The 21,606-nt window shown below is 73.2% G+C and carries 16 protein-coding genes; 2 read left to right on the forward strand and 14 right to left on the reverse strand.

Translation table 11 applies throughout. The features are described 5' to 3' along the window. Positions 1–52: 52 nt before the first annotated feature. The 4 genes from ACZ7G1_RS14375 to ACZ7G1_RS14390 all read right to left on the reverse strand — a co-directional run bounded on the left by ACZ7G1_RS14375 (position 53) and on the right by ACZ7G1_RS14390 (position 4,770). Positions 53–1,492: a GH1 family beta-glucosidase gene (locus ACZ7G1_RS14375; protein ID WP_470871057.1), complete on the reverse strand. Its 1,440-nt coding sequence runs from the start codon at positions 1,490–1,492 to the stop codon at positions 53–55. A gap of 60 nt (positions 1,493–1,552) precedes the next feature. Then, on the reverse strand, positions 1,553–2,404 hold the full coding sequence (locus ACZ7G1_RS14380) for a carbohydrate ABC transporter permease (RefSeq protein WP_470871056.1): 852 nt from the start codon (positions 2,402–2,404) through the stop codon (positions 1,553–1,555). Then, positions 2,401–3,369: a carbohydrate ABC transporter permease gene (locus ACZ7G1_RS14385; protein ID WP_470871055.1), complete on the reverse strand. Its 969-nt coding sequence runs from the start codon at positions 3,367–3,369 to the stop codon at positions 2,401–2,403. Before ACZ7G1_RS14385 ends, ACZ7G1_RS14380 begins: the two co-directional genes overlap by 4 nt. 96 nt (positions 3,370–3,465) lie before the next feature. Then, the gene (locus tag ACZ7G1_RS14390) at positions 3,466–4,770 is read right to left on the reverse strand and encodes an ABC transporter substrate-binding protein (protein WP_470871054.1); all 1,305 of its coding nucleotides are present in this window, start codon (positions 4,768–4,770) and stop codon (positions 3,466–3,468) included. Between the two features lie 248 nt (positions 4,771–5,018). On the opposite strand from ACZ7G1_RS14390, the gene ACZ7G1_RS14395 reads away from it, so the two are divergent. After that, the gene (locus ACZ7G1_RS14395; protein ID WP_470871053.1) at positions 5,019–7,796 is read left to right on the forward strand and encodes a glycosyl hydrolase; all 2,778 of its coding nucleotides are present in this window, start codon (positions 5,019–5,021) and stop codon (positions 7,794–7,796) included. 79 nt (positions 7,797–7,875) lie between these two features. On the opposite strand, the gene ACZ7G1_RS14400 is transcribed toward ACZ7G1_RS14395, so the two are convergent. The 5 genes from ACZ7G1_RS14400 to ACZ7G1_RS14420 form a co-directional block, all read right to left on the reverse strand. Continuing rightward, positions 7,876–8,901, reverse strand: a complete 1,026-nt coding sequence (locus tag ACZ7G1_RS14400; protein ID WP_470871051.1) for a LacI family DNA-binding transcriptional regulator — start codon at positions 8,899–8,901, stop codon at positions 7,876–7,878. Positions 8,902–9,009: 108 nt separating this feature from the next. Further along, the gene (locus tag ACZ7G1_RS14405) at positions 9,010–9,633 is read right to left on the reverse strand and encodes a hypothetical protein (RefSeq protein WP_470871050.1); all 624 of its coding nucleotides are present in this window, start codon (positions 9,631–9,633) and stop codon (positions 9,010–9,012) included. Continuing rightward, positions 9,630–13,829, reverse strand: coding sequence for a DEAD/DEAH box helicase (locus tag ACZ7G1_RS14410; RefSeq protein ID WP_470871049.1), 4,200 nt, complete (start codon positions 13,827–13,829; stop codon positions 9,630–9,632). Before ACZ7G1_RS14410 ends, ACZ7G1_RS14405 begins: the two co-directional genes overlap by 4 nt. 208 nt (positions 13,830–14,037) lie before the next feature. Continuing rightward, a complete protein-coding gene (locus tag ACZ7G1_RS14415) occupies positions 14,038–14,868 on the reverse strand; it encodes a CbtA family protein (protein ID WP_470871048.1) in 831 nt (276 codons plus the stop codon). A gap of 14 nt (positions 14,869–14,882) precedes the next feature. Beyond that, the gene (locus tag ACZ7G1_RS14420; protein WP_470871047.1) at positions 14,883–15,110 is read right to left on the reverse strand and encodes a CbtB domain-containing protein; all 228 of its coding nucleotides are present in this window, start codon (positions 15,108–15,110) and stop codon (positions 14,883–14,885) included. Positions 15,111–15,390: 280 nt separating this feature from the next. Between ACZ7G1_RS14420 and ACZ7G1_RS14425 the strand changes: the two genes are divergently transcribed. After that, positions 15,391–15,966, forward strand: a complete 576-nt coding sequence (locus tag ACZ7G1_RS14425; protein ID WP_470871046.1) for a histidine phosphatase family protein — start codon at positions 15,391–15,393, stop codon at positions 15,964–15,966. A gap of 4 nt (positions 15,967–15,970) precedes the next feature. Here ACZ7G1_RS14425 and ACZ7G1_RS14430 read toward each other — a convergent pair whose 3' ends face one another. The 5 genes from ACZ7G1_RS14430 to ACZ7G1_RS14450 all read right to left on the reverse strand — a co-directional run bounded on the left by ACZ7G1_RS14430 (position 15,971) and on the right by ACZ7G1_RS14450 (position 21,552). Continuing rightward, positions 15,971–17,092, reverse strand: a complete 1,122-nt coding sequence (locus ACZ7G1_RS14430) for a FecCD family ABC transporter permease (RefSeq protein ID WP_470871045.1) — start codon at positions 17,090–17,092, stop codon at positions 15,971–15,973. Continuing rightward, positions 17,089–18,057: a FecCD family ABC transporter permease gene (locus ACZ7G1_RS14435; protein WP_470871973.1), complete on the reverse strand. Its 969-nt coding sequence runs from the start codon at positions 18,055–18,057 to the stop codon at positions 17,089–17,091. The genes ACZ7G1_RS14430 and ACZ7G1_RS14435 overlap by 4 nt, the downstream gene beginning before the upstream one ends. Positions 18,058–18,136: 79 nt before the next feature. After that, a complete protein-coding gene (locus ACZ7G1_RS14440) occupies positions 18,137–19,189 on the reverse strand; it encodes an iron-siderophore ABC transporter substrate-binding protein (RefSeq protein ID WP_470871044.1) in 1,053 nt (350 codons plus the stop codon). A gap of 171 nt (positions 19,190–19,360) precedes the next feature. Continuing rightward, positions 19,361–20,095, reverse strand: a complete 735-nt coding sequence (locus ACZ7G1_RS14445) for a hypothetical protein (protein WP_471204123.1) — start codon at positions 20,093–20,095, stop codon at positions 19,361–19,363. A gap of 98 nt (positions 20,096–20,193) precedes the next feature. Then, on the reverse strand, positions 20,194–21,552 hold the full coding sequence (locus ACZ7G1_RS14450; protein ID WP_470879813.1) for an amidohydrolase family protein: 1,359 nt from the start codon (positions 21,550–21,552) through the stop codon (positions 20,194–20,196). Positions 21,553–21,606: the final 54 nt, after the last annotated feature.

The raw sequence follows: 21,606 nt of genomic DNA on the forward strand, positions 1-21,606 counted from the left end.
CCGCGCACCCGAGGGGGGTGGTCGCGGCGCCCCCTCCGCACGCCCCACGGGCTCACGCCCCGGCGAGCCCGCCCCGGGCGATGACGTCCGCGTACCAGAGGGCACTGTCCTTGAGCGTCCGGCGCTGGGTGGCGAAGTCGACGTGGACGATGCCGAACCGCTTGCTGTAGCCGTACGCCCACTCGAAGTTGTCCAGGAGCGACCACAGGAAGTAGCCCCGCACGTCCGCCCCGTCCGCGAGCGCCCGGTGCACCGCCGTCAGGTGCGCGTGCAGGTAGGACACCCGCTCGGGGTCCTTCACCTGCCCCGACGGATCGGCGTAGTCGTCGTACGCCGCACCGTTCTCCGTGATCACCAGCGGTACGCCGGGCAGTTCGTCCCGCAGCCTGACGAGCAGCTCGTGCAGCCCGTCCGCGTCCACCGGCCAGTCCATCGCGGTGCGCGGCCCCGGCGCCGGCTCGAAGCGGACGTGCCGCTCGGCACCCGCCCACGGCGAGGGCGACTCGGAGGAACCGGCGGCCACGACGGCGGGGGAGTAGTAGTTGATGCCCAGGGAGTCGAGCGGCGCGGCCACCGTGCTCAGGTCGGAATCCTGGACGAACGACCAGTCCGTCACGGAAGCCGTGTCCCGCACCAGGTCCTCGGGGAGCCGGCCGTGGAAGACCGGGTCGAGGAAGATCCGGTTGCCCACCGCGTCGATCCGCCGGGCCGCGTCCACGTCCTCCGGAGCCTGCGAACGGGCGCGTACCGCATGCAGGTTGAGCGTCAGGGACACCTCGGACGAGCCCGGCAGGGCCCCGCGCAGCACGCGCGCCGCGAGCCCGTGGGCCAGGTTGAGGTGGTGCGCGGCCCGCAGCGCGGCGAGGTCGCTGGTCCGGCCGGGGGCGTGCACCCCGTTGCCGTACCCGAGGAACGCGGCGCACCACGGCTCGTTCAGCGTCGTCCAGGTCGCCACCCGGTCGCCCAGCGCCTCCGCCATGATCCCCGCGTACTCGGCGAAGCGGTACGCGGTCTCCCGCCGCGGCCAACCGCCCGCGTCCTCCAACTCCTGCGGCAGGTCCCAGTGGTAGAGCGTCGCCACCGGACGGATGCCGGCCTCCAGGAGCGAGTCGGCGAGCCGCCGGTAGAAGTCCAGGCCCTTGCGCACGGCGGGCCCCCGCCCGGTCGGCTGCACCCGGGGCCAGGCGATCGAGAAGCGGTAGTCGGTCACCCCGAGCCGCCGCATCAGCGCGATGTCCTCGTCGACGCGGTGGTAGTGGTCGGCGGCGATGTCACCGGTGTCGCCGTTGCGCACCTTGCCCGGCGTGCGGCTGAAGGTGTCCCAGATCGACGGCGTGCGGCCGTCCTCGGCGGCCGCGCCCTCGATCTGGTAGGCGGCGGTCGCGGTGCCCCAGCGGAAACCCTCGGGGAAACGGAGGACGGTCCGGGCGTCGGTGTCGATGCCGGCGGAGACGTCGGCTGACGTGCCGGCGGAGAGGTCGAGCGCGGTCATGGGACGGGAACTCCCTTGGAGTGAGACGTGTGAGGGGAGGGGCGGGGGCGAGCGGCGGGGTCAGCCCTTGACCGCGCCCTGCATGATGCCGCCGACGATCTGGCGGCCGAGGAGGCCGAAGACGAGCAGCACCGGCAGCGTGCCGAGCAGCGTGCCCGCCATGATCACGGACTGGTCGTGGACGTAGCCGCCGCCGAGCTGGCGCAGCGCGACCTGGACGGTGGGCTCGGAGGAGGTGAGGGCGACGACCGGCCAGAAGAAGTCGTTCCACGCCGCCATGAAGGTCAGCAGGCCGAGCACCGCCATGCCGGGCCGCGCGATCGGCACCACGATCGACCAGAAGATCCGGGCCGTCGAAGCGCCGTCGACGCGGGCCGCCTCGATCAGCTCGTCGGGCAGCGACTGCACCAGGTACTGCCGCATGAAGAACACCCCGAACGCGGACACCAGACCCGGCAGGATCACCGCCTGGAGCTGGTTCACCCACCCCAGCTCGGCGATCAGCATGAACAGCGGGATCACCCCCAGCTGCGGCGGGATCATCATCGTGCCCACCGTGACCGCGAGCAGCGCGCCCCGGCCCCGGAAGCGCAGCTTGGCGAAGGCGAAACCGGCGAGCGTGCAGCACAGCACGGTGCCGAGGGTGATCGAGCCCGAGACGAGCAGCGAGTTCAGCAACGCCTTGCCGATGTCCGCCTCTTCGACGACCGCCTCGAAGTTCCTCATCAGGTTCGGCCCCGGCAGCAGGGACGGCGGCACCCGGGCCAGATCCGCGTTGGACCGGCTGGCCGCGACGATCGTCCAGTAGAACGGGAACGCGGACACGAGCACGGCCACGATCAGGACGGCGTACGCGATCGGGCCCGCGTGCAGGGTCCGTCCGGCGCGTGACCTTCGGTGCGGCGCGGTCATCGGCCGGCCTCCTTGCGGGAACGGCGGCGCGCGATCAGGGCGTTGACCCCGACGAGTACCACGATGAGCAGGAACATCACCCAGGCGATGGCCGCCGCCCGGCCCAGGTGGAAGAAGCCCCAGCCCTGCTCGTACATGTAGAGCCCGAGCGTCTGGTACTGGTGCGAGATGCCGCCCGAGATCTGGCCTTCGAGCAGCAGCGGCTCCCCGAACAGCTGGGTAGCGCCGATCGTGGAGACGACGACGGTGAAGACGATCGTGGGCCGCAGACCGGGCAGGGTGACGTGGAAGAACTGCCGCCACCGCGAGGCCCCGTCCATCGCGGCGGCCTCGTACAGCTCGTGCGGGATCGACTGCATCCCCGCCAGATAGATCAGCGCGTTGTAGCCGGTCCACCGCCAGATGACGATGCTCGACACGGCGACCTGCGAGGCGAAGGTGTCGTTCTGCCAGTCGACGGGATCGACGCCGACCACGCCGAGGACGTAGTTGATCAGCCCGAAGTCGCTCCCGAAGAGCTGGGCGAAGACCAGGGTGGCGGCGGCGACCGAGGTCGCGTACGGCAGCAGGATCGCCGTCCGCAGGAAAGCGCGGCCGCGGAGCCGGTAGTTGAGCAGGTGCGCGAGACCGATCGCCATGAGCAGCTGCGGCACGGTCGACAGCACGCCGATGGTGAAGGTGTTGCGCAGCGCGAGCCAGAAGTACTCGTCGCCGAGCAGCGCGGTGTAGTTCCCGAGGCCCCGCCACTCCATGTCGCCGGGCGTCTGGAGCTCCACCCGGTACAGCGACACGTACGCCGTGTAGATCAGCGGGAAGAGGCCGAACGCCGCGAACAGCGTGAAGAACGGGGCCAGATAGGCGTACGGCGAGAACGTCCGCCAGGCCCGTCGGGCGGATCCCGGCCGCCGGAGCGGGGCGACCCGGCCGCCGGGCGGTGCCGGCGCCTGGGATGCGGTGAGGGTCACGGTGCGGCCCTTCGGTGAGAGGTCGGGGTGGGAGCGGTTCGGGCGGGGCCGGGGCGCGGTCGGCCGAGGGTGCGGTTCGGCCGACCGGGCCGGGCGTCAGCCGATGGTGTTCGCGACGCCCTTCTTCGCGTTCGACCAGGCCTTCTCCGGCGAGGTGCCCTTGCGCTCGACCTCGCTCAGCGCGTTGGTGATCTGCTGGGCGATGTTCTGGTCGTGGACGCCGAGGACCTGGACGGGCGCCGCCTTCGCCGCGTCGCCGAAGATCCTGCCGATCGGGGCGTCGGAGAAGAACGGGTCCTTCGCGTCGGCGACCTTCGCGATGGCGCCGGTGGCGGAGGGGAAGTTGCCCTGCTTCTCGAAGAGGCGGGTCTGCTGCTCGGGGGCGGTGAGCCACTTGATCAGCTCGTACGCCTCCTTCTTGTGCGCGGCCGCCTTGGGTACGGCCAGGTAGGAGCCGCCCCAGTTGCCGGCGCCGCCCGGGAGCGCGGCGACGTCCCACTTGCCCTTGTTCGCCTCGCCGGCCTGGCCCTTGATGTAGCCCAGCATCCAGGCGGGGCAGGGGATGGTGGCGAAGGAGCCGGCGGCGAAGGCCTGGTTCCAGGCGGGGGACCACTGGTCGAGCTTGGCGCTGAGGCCGCCCTGGGCGGCGGCGACGGAGTGGTCCCAGGCGGTGCGGAGCGCGGGGTTGTCCTCCCAGATCAGCTTGCCGGAGGCGTCGTAGTACCGCTCCTTCTCCTGGCCGATCATGATCGAGTAGAGGCTGCCGACGCTGTCGAGCCAGGCGCTCCTGCCGGTCGCCTTCGCCTTGTACTGCTTGCCGAGCTCCAGGTAGCCGTCCCAGGTGGCCCAGCGCTTGGCCAGCTCCTCGCGGTCGGTGGGGAGTCCGGCCTGCTTGAACAGGTCGGTGCGGTAGCACATCGCCTCGGGGCCGACGTCGGTGCCGAGGCCGAGGACCTCGCCGCCCTTGCCGGTGGCGGCCGCCCACTTGGCGGGGGCGAACTGGTCCTTGAGCCCGTCGGCGCCGTACGTGCGGAGGTCGGTGAAGCGGTCGGCCTGCTGCTGGGTGACGGAGGCGATGCGGCCGACCTCGATGCCCTGGACGTCGGCGAGCCCGCCGCCGCCGGCGAGGCGGGTCTGGAGCGACTTCCAGTAGTCGGCCTCGTCCTCGGTGTCCGTCTGCTTGATGGTGACGCCGGGGTGGAGCTTCTCGTACTCGGCGTAGAGGCCGGCCTCTTTGTATCCGAAGGAGCCGAACAGGTCCACGGTGATCGTGACCTCGCCGCCCGCCCCGTCCGCGGACGTGTCGTCGCCCGAACCTCCGCAGGCGGCGAGGAGCGCCCCGGTGAGCGCGAGCGCCCCCAGGCGGACGACGGTTCTTCTGGCGGCTCGGGCGATGGGCATGGGAAGCCTCCTTGGCTCCGGAACGAGCGAGAGCGTTTGAGAGCGCTCTCAATCCTGCGGAGGGAGCGTGCCCGCGAAGCGGCTCATCCGTCAAGGCTCGAAGGCGTAACGGACGAGACTCGGCCTCAACACCCCTCTGTGTTCAAGCTCTTGACACACTCGTTTCGAGGGTTTTACGTTTCCGGCCAATTGAGAGCGCTCTCTGACACTCGCTCACCGCGACTCCGCGACGACATGAGGTGCCGTTCATGCCAGCCCCCCGCACACGGCCGGCCGCAGCGCTGGTCCTGGTCTCCGCCCTCGCCGCCCTGGGACTCGGCCCCGCCGCCGCCCCCGCGGCCGCCGCCACCGTCCCCACCGGTGCCGGAAGCTACTCCGACACCCGCCCCGCCGGAACCTCCGGCCCCACCACCAACACCGGCGCACCGGTCACCCCCAAGGTCACCGCCGCCGCCCAGGGCAAGCCCGTCCCCACCAACGACTGGTGGTCCTCCCTCGCCTTCCAGCGCTACGGCGACAACCCGTACTCCACCCCCATGTACGGCCACCCGCTCACCTACCAGGCCGTCGCCGGCGGCCTGGAGATCGGCTACCCGACGAGCCCCGCGATCGTCGGCGACGGCCGCCAGTACGAGTACGCGCACAAACGCGACCTCACCCTCGGCCTCACCGGCCTGAACTCACCCGACACCAAGGCCGACGCCTGGTCCGACTGGACCGTCACCCCCTACTGGTCCGACGGCGCCCGCACCCTGCGCACCACCATCGGCCACGGCCTCCCCTTCGTGTACGCCAAGGGCACCGGTGGCGACGCCCGCATCACCACCGCCGAGACGCCCGCCGTCTTCGCCGACCAGGGCAATGTCCTCGGCATCACCGTCGCGGGCCACCACTACGCCCTCTTCGCGCCCACCGGCACCGACTGGAACGTCTCCGGCACCACCGTCACCGCGGGCCTCGGCGGCAAGGACTACTTCTCCGTCGCCGTCCTGCCCTCCACCGACGCCCTCGCGACCTACCGCACGTACGCGTACAGCTTCGTCACCGGATCCACTGTGAACTGGAGCTACGACGCCGGAACCGTACGAGCCACCTACAGCCTCACCACCGAGGCCAAGGAAGGCACCGAGCGCGGCACCCTCCAGGCCCTCTACCGCCACCAGTGGCTGCACACCACCGACCCGCTCACCCCGTACACCTACGTCTCGCCCCGCGGCACCATGAAGGTCCGCGCGTCCACCTCCTTCACCACCTCCCAGCGCGCCGCCGCCACCCTCCCCGCCCTCCCCGGCGGCACCGGCGCCGACACCGCGCGCCTGCGCGGCTATCTCAACGAGGTCGCGAACTCCTCCGACCCCTTCTCCGGAGCCGTCGACACCTACTGGACGGGCAAGGCGCTCGGCAAGCTCGCCCAGCTCGTCCCGCTCGCCGACCAGATCGGCGAGGGCGCGATCCGCGACAAGCTCCTCGGCCTCCTGAAGGGCCGCCTCCAGGACTGGTTCACGGCCGGCGGCGCCAACGAGTTCTCGTACGACCAGGTGTGGAAGACCCTCACCGGCTACCCCGCCTCCTACGGCAGCGACACCGAACTCAACGACCACCACTTCCACTACGGCTACTACGTGTACGCCGCCGCGATCGTCGCCCAGTACGACCCCGCCTGGGCCGCCGACTCCGCCTGGGGCGCCATGGTGAAGACCCTGGTCCGCGACACCGCCAACCCCAGCCGCACCGACGGCGCCTTCCCCTTCCTGCGCGGCTTCGACGTCTACGCCGGGCACAGCTGGGCCAGCGGCCACCAGGGCTTCGCGGCCGGCAACAACCAGGAGTCCTCCTCCGAGTCCACCAACCTCAGCGCCGCCCTCGTCCTCTGGGGCTCCGCCACCGGTGACACGAACCTGCGCGACCTCGGCACCTACCTCCTCACCACCGAGGGCGAGGCCATCGCCCAGTACTGGTTCGACGCCGACCAGCAGGTCTTCCCCGCCTCCTTCCAGCACGACACCGCCGGCATGGTCTGGGGCAGCGGCGCCGCCTACGCCACCTGGTGGACCGCCAACCCCGAGGAGATCCACGGCATCAACGTCCTCCCCGTGACCGGCGGTTCACTCCACCTCGGCGCACACCAGAACGCCGTCCGGCGCAACATCGCCGAGATGGAACGCGAGAACGGCGGCCCCGCCGTCGAATGGCGCGACATCCTCTGGGAGCTCCAGTCCTTCGCCGACCCCGCCGCCGCCAAGGCCAAGTGGGACGCCGGAAACGCCGGATACACCCCCGAGGCCGGCGAGTCCAAGGCCCACACCTACCACTGGCTCACCGCCCTCGACACCCTCGGCGCCCCCGACGCCACCGTCACCGGCTCCCTGCCCACCTCCGCCGTCTTCCTGAAGGGCACCACCCGCACCTACGTCGCCCACAACCACGGCACCACCGCCCGCACGGTCACCTTCTCCGACGGCAAGTCCCTGACCGTCCCCGCCCGTTCGACCGCCATGGGCAGCGGAACCGGCGGCACCGACCCCGGCCCCGACCCCGAGCCGTCCACCGGCAACACCTTCCAGCTCCGCACCGGCGGCACCCTCACCCCCGCCACCGGCGCCACCGCCGGCAGCGACACCCTCCCCTCGGCCGGCGGCACCAACCACGACGGCACCCCCTACCGGCCGCTCGTCTACGAGATCAAGAACGTCAACGGCACCCTCAGGCCCGGCGCCGCCACCGCCTTCCGCCTCCAGCTGGACGCCGGCACCGCCGTCGGCCTCGGCCAGCAGGCCCGGATCAGCTACGACCTCACCGGCGACGGCACCTTCGACCGAACGGAGACCTACCACTACTTCGCCACCGACCCCGTCACCGGCTGGGAGGAGTACGCCCAGTCCCGCGGCCTCAAGACCGCCACCGGCACCCTCGGCGACCTGCGCGGCGGCACCGTCCGCCTGGAACTCTGGAGCGCCATCGGCAATGCCGACTCCCGCGTCCAGACGGGCACCGACCGCTCCGTGGTCGTCATCCCGTACGACTGACCCCGGCGTCGTCCCGAGAGACGCGGCGGGCCCGGGATGTCCCCCCGGGCCCGCCGCCTTCGCCGTCTCCGGCGCCCGGTCAGGCCGAGGCGCGGCGGACCAGCGACGTCGGCGTGATGACCGAGTCGGGCACTTCGGAACCGGTCCCGTCGAGCAGCCGCATCAGCAGCTTCACCATCAGCCGGCCCATGCCCTCGATGTCCTGGTGGACCGTGGTCAGGGCCGGCTCGGTCCTGCGGACCACCGAGTCCATGTCGTCGAAGCCGACGACGGCCACGTCCTCGGGGACGCGCCTGCCCCGCTCCCGCAGCGTGCGCAGGGCGCCCGACGCCATGAGGTCGTTGGCGACGAAGACCCCGTCGACGTCCGGCCTGCGGTCGAGCAGTTCCGCCATCGCACGGGCCCCGCTCTCCTCGGTGAAGTCGCCCCGGCACAGCAGGGCCGGATCGGCGTCGATGAGGACGTCACGGTAACCGTGGAGGCGGTCGACCGCGGACGTCTGGTCGGGCGGACCCGAGATGTGGGCGATGGTCCGGCGGCCGAGCCCGACCAGATGCCGCACCGCCTCACGGGCGCCGCCCCGGTTGTCGCAGTCGACGAAGGGGACGGTCGGCGCGGTGCCCGGGGCGGGCCGCCCGCCGAACACCACCGGGACGCGGGCCCGGTCGATGACGGACGGCAACGCGTCGTCGCTGTGCAGCGAGAACGCCAGCGCGCCGTCGACGTGTCCGCCGCCGAGGTAGCGGGAGATCCGGTCGTGGTCCTGGGGGCCCTCCACCCACAGCAGCACCAACTGGGCGTCGTGCGCGGTCAGCTCCCGGCTGATGCCGCGGACCTGCTGCTCGAAGAACGGATCGGAGAAGATCCGGAACTCGGGCTCCGCGATGATCACCGCCACGGCGCCGTTGCGCCGGGTCACCAGGGTGCGCGCCGCGTGGTTGGGCACGTAGCCCAGCTCCTCGACCGCCCTGCGCACCTTCTCGACCAGCGGAGTGCGCACGCCCGCACCTCCGTTGACGACCCGGGAGGCCGTGGCGCGGGACACGCCCGCGTGCGCGGCGACGGCCTCCAGCGTGGGGCGGGAACCCGTGGTCTGTTCGGTCACGGCGGGCGCTCCTCGACTGCGTCGGCTGGTGGGCGGGCGGCGGACCGCCGTCACCCCGGCTGTCGCCAGGGACCCGCGGTCCCGCACGTACCAGGATATCCGCAGCCCTCACCGCTTGAGAGCGCTCCCAGAAAGGAGTGCCGCGCGGGCCGCCTTGTAGGCCTCTGCGGGCTCGGTACGCGGGGCGGCGGCCGGCCGCCAGTCGCCGTAGTGCTCGACGTACGGATGCCAGCGGTGGTCGGGGCCGTAACGCAGCTGCACGCGCGCGGGTGCGTCGGTCAGGTGGTTGTGATGACGCTCCACGGGGGCCGTGGGCGCCGGCCGCGACGGCTGCACGGCGTGCTCGGCGGCCGCCAGGACCTCGGGGTCCGCCGGCTGCGGCGCGAGATGGGTGACGACGCCCGCCGCCCCTCCGAAGCGGTACGCGGCGGCCAGCTGCCGCATCCGCGGAACGGTCAGCCCGAGCCGCGCCCCCGCGGCCTCCAGATACGCGTCCCCGTGGGAGGCCGCGAAGCGGGCGATGTCGATGGTGACCGTGTCGGCGTCCGGCCGCGCCACCGGGCGCTCCTCGCCCCGGGCCTGACCGAGCAGTGCCGCCGCGCGCGCCGCCGCGTCGGCGACGAGCACGCACAGCACGTCCGCGGCGGGCAGCGGCGCCGGGGGCGGCTCGCCGACGGCGCCCAGGACGGACGGGAGGGGCGAGGAGTGGGTGCCGGCACGGGCGTCGTTCATCGGAGGCCTCCCAGGCCGACGAGGTCCGCCAGTTCGCGGTCGGTGAGGCGGGCGAGGCCCGCGTCCCCCGAGGCGAGGACGGTGTCCTGAAGGGTCCGCTTATGGGTGAGGAGCTGGTCGATCCGGTCCTCGATGGTGCCGCGGGTGATGAGACGGTGGACGGTGACGGTCCGCCGCTGACCGATCCGGTGCGCGCGGTCGGAGGCCTGGTCCTCGACGGCCGCGTTCCAGCTGCGGTCGAAGTGGACGACATGGCCCGCCCTGGTCAGGTTGAGACCGGTGCCGCCCGCCTTCACCGACAGCAGGAACAGCGGCGACCGGCCCGCCTGGAAGTCGTCCACGAGCTCCTGCCTCCGGCGCGGGCTCAACCCGCCGTGCAGGAACGACGGCCGATGCCCGAGGTGCCTCAGATGCTCTTCGAGGAGCCGGCCCATCGCCACGTACCCCGTGAACACGAGCGCCGCCTCACCCCGCCCGGTGATCGTCTCCACCAGCTCGTCCAGCGCCTCCAGCTTCGCCGACCGCGCGGTGAACTCCCGCACGCGCTCCGCGCCCGGATGCTCCTCACCCCAGTAGTGCGCGGGATGGTTGGTGATCTGCTTCAGGGCGGTGATCAGCTTGAACACCAGACCGGACCGGGCCAGGGCCGGCGCGTCCGACAGCTGCTCCATCGTCTCGCGGACCACCGCCTCGTACAGGGCGACCTGTTCGGCGGTCAGCTCGACGATCCGCCGCGACTCCACCTTCGCGGGCAGCTCGGGGGCGACGTGCGGGTCGGTCTTGCGGCGGCGCAGGACGAACGGCGCGACCAGCCGGGCCAGAGCCCGCGCCGCCGGACCGTCGGGCTCGCGCTCGGCCGCCGCCGCGTAACGGGAACGGAAGGCCTTCAGCGACCCGAACAGACCCGGATTGACCCAGTCCAGCAGCGTCCACAACTCGGAGAGGTTGTTCTCCACCGGAGTACCCGAGAGCGCCAGCCGCGCCGAGGAGACCAGCGCGCCCAGCCCGCGTGCCGTGGACGAGGAGGCGTTCTTGGCGTGCTGCGCCTCGTCCGCGATCACCAGATCCCACGTGCGGGCCGCGAGGGCCGGATCGCGCCGCAGCACCCCGTACGTGGTGAGGACGACCGTCTCGTCCCCCACACCCTCCAGACTCCGCCGCGTGCCGCGGTACACGGTCACGTCCACCTTCGGCGCGAACCGGCCGAACTCCCGCTCCCAGTTCGTCACCAACGACGACGGACACACCACGAGGACCGGCCCCCGGTCCCCCCGCTCCCTCCGGTGCAGCGTGTACGCGATCGCCGTGAGCGTCTTGCCGAGCCCCATGTCGTCCGCGAGCACCGCCCCGAACCCGAGCCCGCTCGTATGCCCCAGCCAGGCCAGCGCCCGCTGCTGGTACGCCCGCAGCACGGCGTCCAGCCCGGCGGGCGCGGTCACCGGCGCCGCGTGCTCGCCCTGCCGCAGCACCTCGACGACCCCCGTGAGCTCCCCGCCCGCCCGGCACGGCACCGTCACCCCGTCGACGCTCACCGCGCCGGTGAGGGCCGCGGTGAGCGCGTCCACCCCCGCGAGCCGACCCAGCTCGCGCCGCCGCACTCGCCCGGCCGTCACCGGGTCGAGCAGCACCCACTGCCCCCGCACCCGCACCAACGGCCTCGCGGCCTCGGCGAGTTCGTCCATCTCCGCCTCGGTCAGCACATCCCCGCCGAGCGCCACCTGCCAACGGAAGTCCAGCAAGGCCTGAAGGCTGAACCGGGGTACGCCCCCACCGCCTGCCGGCCGCCGCGCCGCCTGCCCGCCGCCCACCACGGTGTGCGCCGACAGCCTGTCCCGGAGCCCGCCCGGCCACCGCACCGCCAGACCCTCGCCCGCGAGCTCCTCCTCGTCCCCCAGGAGCCGTACGATCCCGGCCGCGTCCACCACCAGCTCCTCCGGCGAGTGCGGCAGCCCGGCGAGCGCCGCGCACCGGCGGGCCAGCCGCTCCAGGCGCCGCCGCACCCGCTCGCGGAGCTGGTACGGCTCGACACCCGGGAGGGCGACGTCACCCGACCACAGCCGGGACACGGGGACTTCGCGCCCCGCCCCCTCCGTACCGTCGCCTCGGTCGAGCAGCAGACGGCCGGTCAGCCGGCCCGCCGTCGCCTCCTCCTCGGAGGGAGCCGCGATGTCGAGTACGAGCCGGGGCACCGGCCCGGCGTCCCAGAGGTCGTCGACGGCGTCGAGCCATCGCCGCGCGTCCTCCTCCGAGCCCGGAAGCCGACTTCCGGCCGCCGCCAGGAACGGCCCCGTCCCGAACAGCACCGCCGCCGGCGTCCTCACCAGCCCGTCGGCCACGGCGTCGAGGAACGCCGGTACGGCGTCCGGCGCGGCCAGGGGCCGCCCGCCGCCGAGCACGGCGTGCGCGTGCGGGGACATGCGCCGGATCAGCCCCTCGACCGCTCGCGCGGTCGCGTCCGGGAGCGGTGCGAGCCGCCACTGGTCGGCGCCGTCCACCGTGAGCGCCGGCCGGACGAGCCCCTCGGCGACCGCCTCGACCGCGAGGCGCGCCGCCTGTTCCCACTCCGCCGCCGTCGGATGCCACCCCGCGCTCCGGTCACCCCGCAGGAGTACGGGGACGGCGGCGGCCGACGGAATCCGCCACCCGACCACCGGGACCGGCCCGGGAGCCGTCGGCAGCAGCACCGAACAGCGCGCGAGCGACAGGGGCTTGGGCAGACCGGGGTCCGGCATCGGCGCCCCGTCCGCCCGGTGGAGCAGCAGCCCGCCGGGCTCGCCGTCCCCCGGCAGGAAGGAGACGGCACAGCCTGCGGCGAGGGCCTCGCCGATGGCGTCGGCGGCCGAGAGCCCCGCCATGGGGCGAGCTGCCGGAGCTGGGGCGGGGGCTGGAGCCGGGGACGGGGTCGGGGACGGCGTGGAAGCTTTCCGTGGGCCCGGGAGTGACGGATGTGCGGCGGGCGTGGACTCGGCGTCGCGGACGACCAGTTCGGCCATGAGGGCGGAGGCGGCCGCGCGCCGGGCGTCCGCGCGCTGTTTGGCGCGGCCGGTGCCCAGGACCTGCTCGCCGGTGCGGACGAGGGTGCAGGCGTAGGTGCAGGCGACGGATCTCGGGGCGGTGGTGAAGGCGGGGACGGGCTTGGTGATGATGTCCAACTGGGTGTACTTGTTCAGGTACTTCACCGGGTCCTGTCCGTCCGGGACCGGCTGGATCCGTGCCGTGCGCGGTGCGCCCGAGGTCTCGTCGGCGGTGACGGACGGCTCCGTCTCCCGCGCGGGTTCCGGGAGTCCGGCCAGCAGAGCGAGGAGCGCGACGGCGGCCTGGTGGACGGCTCGGCGGCGGTCCCGGGAGGTGCGCTCGGGTCCCTGGACGGGGGCCGGATCGAAAGGGTCTTGCCAGCTCCAGGCGCACCTGGATCCATCGGCGGACGGGGTGACCGTGTGCTGGAGGGCCGCGCCCCGGGCGTCGGCCTGCCAGCGGAGCAGGGTCGCCGCGGCCGACTGCATGTGGGCCGCGTGGTCGAGCGCGAGCAGGCGCAGGTCCCGCCACGCGGGCCCGTGGGCGTCGAACAGCAGGACCTGGAGGTCCCGGTGGCGCAGGCGGGCGGTGCCGGCCCGGCGGGTGACCTCGGCGACGAGGTCGTGGCCCGGGTCGCCCGACCCCACGCGGGCGTCGAGGAGGCATTCGAAGACTTCGGTGCCCATGCCGGGCAGCTTCAGCCGGGGGACCGGCGATCCGGTCTCGTCCGGCTCGTCGACGCCGGCGAGGTGGCGCAGGAGGGCGTGGGCGGCGGCCTGGCGGGCGCGTTGCGACGAGCGGGCGCTGCGGGGTGGTCCGATCACCGGGCTGTCGGCCGGGCCGAGGCGTGCGGACGCGGTGTGCAGGGCCTGTCCGCCGGGCAGGTGGCCGGTGGTCTCCTCGTACGAGGGCGGCGGCCACACCTCGATCCGGGTGTGGGCGGTGAGGACCTGCTGGGGGACGTCCGGGGTGTCCTGGAGCGCGTCGACCGCGAGGCGGCGGGCCGTCAGCCATGCCGGGTCGTCGTCGGTGGCGAGGAGGAGCAGGCGCAGGTCCCGGGGCGTGAGCTGTCCGGTGCGGGCCAGGTGTTCGGCCTCGGCGACGAGGGCGGTGTCCGTACGGCCGGCTCCGACCGCCTTCTTGGCCCGCTCGTGCCAGGCCGGATGTCCGCCGGATTCCACGGGACCCTCCGTATGCGGAACGTGATGGCATGTGCGCGCTCAGTATACGGAGTCGGGTTGCCGGGGGTGTCAAAGTCCCAGGGAGGAAGCGCGGTTGTGCGCCGGCGGGCCCGGGTGCGGACGTGACTCCGCCCCGCGCCGGTGCCGGACATGGCTCCGCCCCGCGCGCCGGTGGCGCGCGGGGCGGAGTCTCCGGGTCGGTGTCCGGTCAGCCGGCGACCGGCGCGCCGAGCGTGCCGGGAGCGTCGGCGGCCGTCCGGGGGGCGAGGACCTTCTGCGCGAGGACGCCGAAGACGATCCCGAACACGGCCCACATGACCAGCTGGACGGCGAGCGAGGCCAGCCTGAACTCCCAGAGGAGCGCGGCCGGGAAGCTCGCCTTGACCGCGTCGTCGTTGGCCGGGAGCACGGCGAAGGCGACGGCGGTGACGGCGATGAAGCCGGCACCGGCGGCCAGGGTGGCGTTCCAGTTGCCCAGACGCGGCGCGAGCCGCCGCCCGGCGATGACCGCGGCGAGGCCGAGGAGCACGCTGAGCAGGATCATCAGGAAGAACAGCGTCGTGCGCTTCCCGATGGTGTCCGGGTTCCCGACGGCCGGCGGGGTCGCCGGGTACTTGAGGAACGGCACCAGATAGACGGTGGTGAACGCGGCGGCCGCGACCAGGGCCGCCGTCGCCCGGGGGCTGAACCCGCCGACGCGGCCCAGGGCGAAGGAGAAGGCGAGCGCGGCGATGCCGCCCAGCGCCACTCCGTACACCAGGACGCCAGTGGCCAGACCGAAGGTCGACTGGACGTCGCGGCTGACCGCTTCCTCCTCCTCGGCGGATTCCCCGACCGCTTCCCCGGCCGCGGCGCCGTGACCGGCGTGCGACCCGTGAGCGGCAGGGGCTTCCTGGGCGGCCTGGGCCTCCTCGACGGCGATCGCGCCGTTCACGGAAGGCTCACCCACCACATAGGCCACGGTGAAGGCGAAGAGCCCGGCGATCAGGCCCGCGAGCATGCCACGGACCAGCAGGGACCTCACAGTTGAGGCGTGCATGTGCGGAGCGTCCCTCAGTGGCAGGGGAAGCCGAGCAGGTGGCGCCCGTCGTGCACCCACTCGTGGACGTCGGAGCCCGCGAAGAGCGAGGTGGCACCCTGCTCGGCACCGACGAAGTACAGCGCGATCAGGGCGAGAAGGCCCACGAAGAAGGCCCAGGGAAGGACCGCCTTGACGGGCAGCGGAGCCGGAACGGCCACGGAAGGGGCGGAAACGGCAGCGGAGACGACAGCCTCGGCCATGATGAAACCTCCTGCGGGAACTCGCGTCCCAAACGGTGGTGCAGGACGACGGTCCACGGGTCTGACTCCCCGCGTCGCCACCTCAGGTGGCCCGCGGCATACAGTGGCGCGACCGTGCCGGGCTCTCACCGGACTTCCGTCTCGCCGTCGTCACGCTGTTCAGATGTCGCCTGACCGTACCGCGTACGGAGTACGCCGCCAAGAGTGTGAGGCCTGGATCACTCTCCGTACGCCCCCTGGTGAGTTCCAGGCGAGTTCCAGTCGAGTTCCAAGGAGACCCATGACCGTCCGGCTGACGCTGATCTCCCCGGCGACGAGCGAGGCGATGCGCGAGGTGCGCTTCGACGACGACGGGCCGCTGGACCCGGCGGGAGTCGCCCGCGCCGAGGCCGTCGCCTCCTCGGTGGCCCCGGCCCCGCGCGCGTACACCTCGCCGTCGGAGCGCTGCCGCGGCACCGCGCGGGCGCTGGGTGTCCGGGCCGAGCCGCTTCCGGAACTGGCCGCCTGTGACATGGGGCGCTGGCGGGGGAGGACGCTCGCCGAGGTCGCGGCGAGCGAGGAACAGGCCGTCGCCGCCTGGCTCTCCGACCCGTCGGCGGCCCCGCACGGCGGGGAGTCCCTGCGGGAGCTGCGCGGCCGGGTGGGGGCCTGGCTCGACGGGCTCGGGGCCGTCTCGGGCCCCGTCACGGCCGTCGCCGAACCGGACGTCGTGCGCGCCGCCGTGCTGCACGCGCTCGGGGCGCCCGACGGCATGTCCTGGCGCTTGGACGTCCGCCCCTTGAGCGCCGTCCACCTCACCGGACGCGCGGGCCGCTGGAACCTGCGCGTCGGCGAGGGGCTCGGGCCCGCCTCGTGAGGGGTCAGGCGGGGCGGTGCCACTCCCGGATCAGCAGATAGCCGAGGTACGCGCCGCCGACGGCCATCGTGTAGAGGCCGACCGGAAGGTCGTCGAAGAGCGGCAGCTGCTGTGCGGTGAGGTCGGCGAGGACCAGGAGGAGCGCGCCGAGCAGGGTGGACATGACGAGGTGGGGGCCGCCGCTGCGGGTGACGCGCTTGGCGATCTGCGGCGCCGTCAGGGAGATGAACGCGATCGGTCCCGCGACGGCGACGGCGCCGGCCGACAGGACGATCGACAGGGCGACCGCGGCGGTCGCCGTCCGCGCCGGGCGGGCGCCGAGGCCGGTCGCGGTGTCGTCGCCCATCTCGCCGATGCTCAGCGGCCGGGCCAGCAGGGCCGCCAAGGGCACGCACACCAGCAGGACGATCCAGATCGTCGTCGCGTCCTCCCAGGAGCGGGCGGAGAGGCTGCCGTTGATGTACGCGGTGAGAGCGCTGGCCTTGTCCCGCTCGACGGCGTACACCACGTACTGGGTCAGCGCCGTCGCCATCGCGGCGACGCCGATGCCGGCCACCACCAGACGCCCCGGGCTGCGGAAGCCGGTCCCGGTGGCGAAGTAGACGACGGCCATGGCGAGCAGGGCGCCGAGCAGCGAGCCGACGGCGACCGGCATGACGTCGGGCAGGAACAGGGCGGCGGCCGCCGCGCCCGCCCCCGCGCCGGCGCCGAGCCCGATCACGTCGGGGCTGCCCAGCGGATTACGGGTGACCGACTGGAACAGGGCCCCGGAGAGCCCGAAGGCCGCTCCGGTGGCGATGGCCACCACGAGCCGGGGCCCGCGCAGCCGGTTCAGCACGAAGGCGTTCTTTCCGGTGGCCTCGCCCATCAGGGCGGCGGGCAGATCGGCGAGGTGGATGCCGAGCCGGCCCATCGACAGGGTCGCCGCGGCGGCGCCCACGAGCAGGACCAGCGTGACCGCGGCGGCGGTCAGGGAGGAGCGGCGCACGGGCACGGCGACCCAGGGGCCGATCCGTACGATGCTCCGGCGCGGGGGCCGGGCGGGGCGGCGCGACCGCTCCACGGTCCGTGCGTCCGTCCCGGTGTCGGCGGGGGTGGTGGTGTCGGTCGGGTCGGCGGTCTTCATGCCGCTCCCCTCATGCGGCGGACGGCGAAGAGCAGGGCGGGGGCTCCCACGAACGCGGTGACGACACCGACCATGAGCTCCTGCGGCCGCAGCAGGACCCGTCCGATGACGTCCGCGAACAGCAGCAGGGTGGGCCCCGCGAGGGAGGCGAAGAGGATCTGCAGCCGGAAGTCGGCGCCGACCAGGGCCCGGACCAGGTGCGGGACGGCGAGTCCGACGAAGGCGATGGGGCCCACCGCCGCCGTGGCCGCGCCGGCCAGCAGGGTCGCGGCGAGCAGCCCGGCGCCCTTCACGCGCGCGGGGCTGATGCCGAGGGAGGCGGCCTTGTCGTCTCCCATCGCCATGGCGTTCAGGCCGGGCGCGAGGAGCGCCGCGAGGACGAGGCCCGCCCCGGCGAACGGCAGGACCGCCCACACCGCGTCGAACCCGCGGCCGCCGAGCGCTCCGACGACCCAGTAGCGGTAGGTGTCGAAGACCTGGGGCTTGGACAGGGCCACGGCCTGGATGAACGCGGCGAGGATGGCGGAGAGCACCGCGCCGGCGAGGACCAGGCGGACCGGGCTGTTGCCCGCGCCGGCCGTGCCGATGAGGTGGACGACGACACCGGTCGCGAGCGCGCCGACGAGCGCCCACCAGATGGTCTCCCGCTGCCCGGAGGCGCCGAGGAAGGCCGTGGCGGCGACGATGCTGGCGGACGCGCCCGCGTTGATGCCGAGCAGTCCCGGCTCCGCGAGCGGATTGCGCGTGATGCCCTGCATCAGGGTGCCGCCGACGGCGAGGCAGAGACCCGTGAGCACCCCGAGCGCGGTGCGCGGGTAGCGGCTCTCGATGACGGTGCGGGTGTACTCGTCGCCGCCGCCGGTGAGGACCCGCAGCACGTCGCCCGCGGAGGTCGGCTTGCTGCCGAACATCACGCTGGCGAGCAGGGCGAGGGCGAGCAGCACGAGGCACAGGACGGTGGCCATGACATGCCGGCCAGGGCCCCGCCGTACGACGGCGGGGCCCTGGCCGGTCTCGGAGAGAGTGGTCACGCTGGGGCCGCTGTTACTTCCCGGCCTTGGCGACGGCCTTGTCGATCATCGGCAGGTAGCGCTCGATGCTGTACGGCACCGTCAGCGGGTTGATCATCGAGGAGGCGGTGACGAAGGGGGTGTCGTGGCTGTAGACCAGCGCGCCCTTCTTCACGGCGGGGATGGCCGCGTACAGCGGCTGGCCCTCGACGGCCTTGCGGGACTTCTCGTCCATGTAGAAGGTGAAGGCGATGTCGCTCTTCGACAGCTTGTTGGCGTTCTCCAGGCCGATCAGGGCGGAGTCGGTGCCCTCGGTCTCCGGGAAGGTGTTCACGATCGGGTCGACCTTGAGGCCCAGCTTGGAGACCATGGCGACGCGCTGCTCCTCGGGCTTGAAGATGCCGAGGCTGCCGGGGCCGGTGTTGTAGATGTACGAGAACGTGACGTTCTTGTAGTTGGGGCGGGAGGCGGCGGCGTCCGCGAGCTGCTTGTCGATCTTCGCCTCCAGCTCCTTGGCCTTCTCCGGCTGGCCGAGCGCCTTGGAGATGATCTCGATCTGCTGGTCCCAGTTCGTGCTCCACGCCTTCTCGGGGTAGGCGACGGTGGGCGCGATGTCCTTCAGGATGTCGTACTGCTTCTGCGTCAGACCGGACCAGGGGGCCAGGATGACGTCGGGCTCGAGCTCGGTGATGGCCTCGATGTCGAGCTCCTCGCCGCCCTTGAACTGCTTGGGCAGCGTGCCGCCGGACTTCGTCACGGCCTCGTGGATCCAGGGGAGGTAGCCGGACTTGTCGCTGCCCCAGGGGTACTCCTCGATGCCCACCGGGACGTTGCCGAGGGCGATGGCGGTCTCGGCCGAGCCCTGACCGAGGGTCACCACGCGCTTGGGCTTCTCCTTGATGACCGCGTCACCGAGAGCGCTCTTGATGGTGACGGGGAAGGCGCCCGCCGGAGCCTTGGCCGACGGGCCCGCGGCGTCGTCCTTCTTCTCGTCCGAACCGCACCCGGTCACCATGAGGCCGAGCGAGACCGCGGCGGCGCCCGCCGCGAGGACGCGACGGCGAAGGGGGGTGAACACTGCAGGCATGGTGGGTCCTTGTCTCCGGGCAGGGTGTGCTGAGCCGCCGCCACGGGGCTCCCCGGGCAGGGGAGGGCCGGGCAGCGACCATCGCGAGGCGTTGTTAGGTGAGCCTAACCTATCCCCTGTCCGGGGTGAATCACCAGGGGTGGGCCACCCGCACGACTGTCCGACCGGCCGTCAGGCCGGCGACGCGCCCCAGGCCGTCGTCAGCCCGTCCAGCCACGCGGGCGGCAGCTCGGCCGCGTCCCACTCCTCGTGCAGGGCCGCGGCGGCCGTCGCGAGACGCTCCAGGACGGCGACGCTGGTGGGGGAGTGGACGAGCGAATAGCGCCCGTGGATGGCGATCGCGCTGCCGGGACCGTACTCCGCGTACAGCCGCTCCAGGTGCGCGCGGTGCGTGTCCGCGAAGTCGGTCAGACGTCCCGCGTACCGGGCGCGCTGCCGGGAACTCATCGTGCCGAGCACGGCCCTGAGCACCTGGTCGGTGACCTCGGGGTCGAGGTCGGACTCGTCCGTGAACGACAGGTACAGCGGGGTCACCGCCACCTTGGTGCGAGCCAGCTCCGTCCGCCCCACCGGAGGCCGCTCGTCCGGGGAGTCGGCCGTCGGGTCCGCGGCCACGGCACTGCGCAGGGCGCGCTCGGCGATGTCGCCGAGCGCGCCGGTCACGGCCCGGGTGCCGTCGGCCCAGCCGGAGCCGTACGCCTCACCCCGCTCTTCGGGCGCGCGCCACGAGGTCCCGGAGACCTCCTCGTACGCGAGCGCGAGGGCGCCCGCCTCGACGAACCCGATGAGTTCCTCGGCGTCGCCGGACCAGACCCCCGCCCGGGCGAGCAGCTGGAGGAGGGTCCGCTTCGCGTTGAGCACGCTGACCGCGTCCAGCTGATGCCGTCCTTCTTCGGCGGTGGTCATGGGGATCCTCCTCGTCATGGGGACCGCGGTGCGGGTGCGCGGAACGCTCGCTTCGAGCCTACGCAACCCCCACCCCCCGGCGCCCCTATCAGGGGGTGTCAGTCGAGGAACTCCCCGTCGCGGGCCACGACGACGCCGCCGTGCACCACCAGGTCCCGGCGGGGCATGTCGACCACGACCTGGGGCAGGCACTCGCCGCGCACGAGTACGAAGTCGGCCGGGGCGCCGGGACGGAAGTCGGCGTGTGCGAGACCCATGACGTCCGCGCCGCCATGGGTGGCGACCCCATAGCAGTCCGTCAGTTCCTCGTCGAGGCGGATGTCCGTCACCCAGCCGAGGATGTGCGCGCGGTGCATCATGTCGGCGTCCCCGAACGGGCTCCAGGAGTCGCGGACTCCGTCGGAGCCGAGCCCGACCCGCACGCCGTGCTCGCGCAGCCGGGCGATCGGCAGGACCAGCGAGTCGGACGGCGCGACCGTGGTGAGCGCGATGTCCTGCTCGCCCAGGTCGGCGGCGATAGAGCCGAGTTCACGGTCCGTCAGGCCCGGAAGGCAGAAGACGTGGCTGACGGTGACCTTGCCGGCGAGGGACAGGGCTCGGGTGCGGTCGATGATGCCGCGCATGGCCTTGAGGCCCTTCTCGCCGCGGTCGTGCAGATGGATGTCGACGCCGACGCCGTGCCGGTCCGCGATCCCGAAGACGGTGTCGAGCTGCTCGTCCAGGGCCTGGTCGAAGCCGATCGGGTCGATCCCGCCGATCATGTCGACGAGGCCCGCGCGCGCCGCCTTCTCCAGGAGCGCCGCCGTGCCGGGGGTGCGGATGACGCCGTGCTGCGGGAAGGCCACGATCTGCACGTCCAGGGCGTGCCGCAACCGCTCGCGGGCCTCCGCGACCCCTTCGACCCCGGCAAGGCCGTAGGCGGGTGCCACGTCGGCGTGCGCGCGCATCGCCCGGGTGCCGCGGGCGACCGCGTGGGACATCAGGCCGTACGCGCGTTCCGCGACCGGGCGACGCTGGGCGTTGAACAGCTGGACGTCCTGCGCGACATAGTCGGCGATGGTGCTCGCCGGGCGCCGCGACACCCAGGAGCCGCCCCAGGTCGTCTTGTCGGGGTGGATGTGGGCGTCGACCAGGGACGGCAGCGCGATCCGACCGCCGCCGTCGACGACCTTCGCGCCCCGGGGCGCGGGACCGTCGGAGACCCGCCCGTCGACGACCACCAGGTCGGTGGCCTTCGCCGCGCCGAGCACCCGGACGTTCCGGAAGACCACGGTCCGGGCGCGGTGCCCCGCGCCCCCTGCCGCCGCGGTCGCGGTGCGGCCGGTGCCGGCGTCGGCGGCCTGGGCGGTGCCGGCGGCCGCGGCGGCGGTCGCGGTCGTGCCCGCCAGGGCGGCGGCCCCGGCCAGCATCGTGCGGCGGGAGAGCGCGCCGGCGGAAGCGGAGGAGGACGGGGACATGGCTTCGTCGGGCATGGGAGCTCCTCGGGAGTGGGCCGATGACTCCCCGTTTTG

This window comes from Streptomyces sp. NPDC037273 (assembly GCF_055603625.1).

Coding starts and splice junctions, on each gene's coding strand:
- ACZ7G1_RS14375 (WP_470871057.1), bottom strand. CDS start 1,492: ATGACCGCGCTCGACCTCTCCGCCGGCACGTCAGCCGACGTCTCCGCC.
- ACZ7G1_RS14380 (WP_470871056.1), bottom strand. CDS start 2,404: ATGACCGCGCCGCACCGAAGGTCACGCGCCGGACGGACCCTGCACGCG.
- ACZ7G1_RS14390 (WP_470871054.1), bottom strand. CDS start 4,770: ATGCCCATCGCCCGAGCCGCCAGAAGAACCGTCGTCCGCCTGGGGGCG.
- ACZ7G1_RS14395 (WP_470871053.1), top strand. CDS start 5,019: ATGCCAGCCCCCCGCACACGGCCGGCCGCAGCGCTGGTCCTGGTCTCC.
- ACZ7G1_RS14405 (WP_470871050.1), bottom strand. CDS start 9,633: ATGAACGACGCCCGTGCCGGCACCCACTCCTCGCCCCTCCCGTCCGTC.
- ACZ7G1_RS14415 (WP_470871048.1), bottom strand. CDS start 14,868: ATGCACGCCTCAACTGTGAGGTCCCTGCTGGTCCGTGGCATGCTCGCG.
- ACZ7G1_RS14420 (WP_470871047.1), bottom strand. CDS start 15,110: ATGGCCGAGGCTGTCGTCTCCGCTGCCGTTTCCGCCCCTTCCGTGGCC.
- ACZ7G1_RS14425 (WP_470871046.1), top strand. CDS start 15,391: ATGACCGTCCGGCTGACGCTGATCTCCCCGGCGACGAGCGAGGCGATG.
- ACZ7G1_RS14430 (WP_470871045.1), bottom strand. CDS start 17,092: ATGAAGACCGCCGACCCGACCGACACCACCACCCCCGCCGACACCGGG.
- ACZ7G1_RS14435 (WP_470871973.1), bottom strand. CDS start 18,057: ATGGCCACCGTCCTGTGCCTCGTGCTGCTCGCCCTCGCCCTGCTCGCC.
- ACZ7G1_RS14440 (WP_470871044.1), bottom strand. CDS start 19,189: ATGCCTGCAGTGTTCACCCCCCTTCGCCGTCGCGTCCTCGCGGCGGGC.
- ACZ7G1_RS14445 (WP_471204123.1), bottom strand. CDS start 20,095: ATGACCACCGCCGAAGAAGGACGGCATCAGCTGGACGCGGTCAGCGTG.
- ACZ7G1_RS14450 (WP_470879813.1), bottom strand. CDS start 21,552: ATGTCCCCGTCCTCCTCCGCTTCCGCCGGCGCGCTCTCCCGCCGCACG.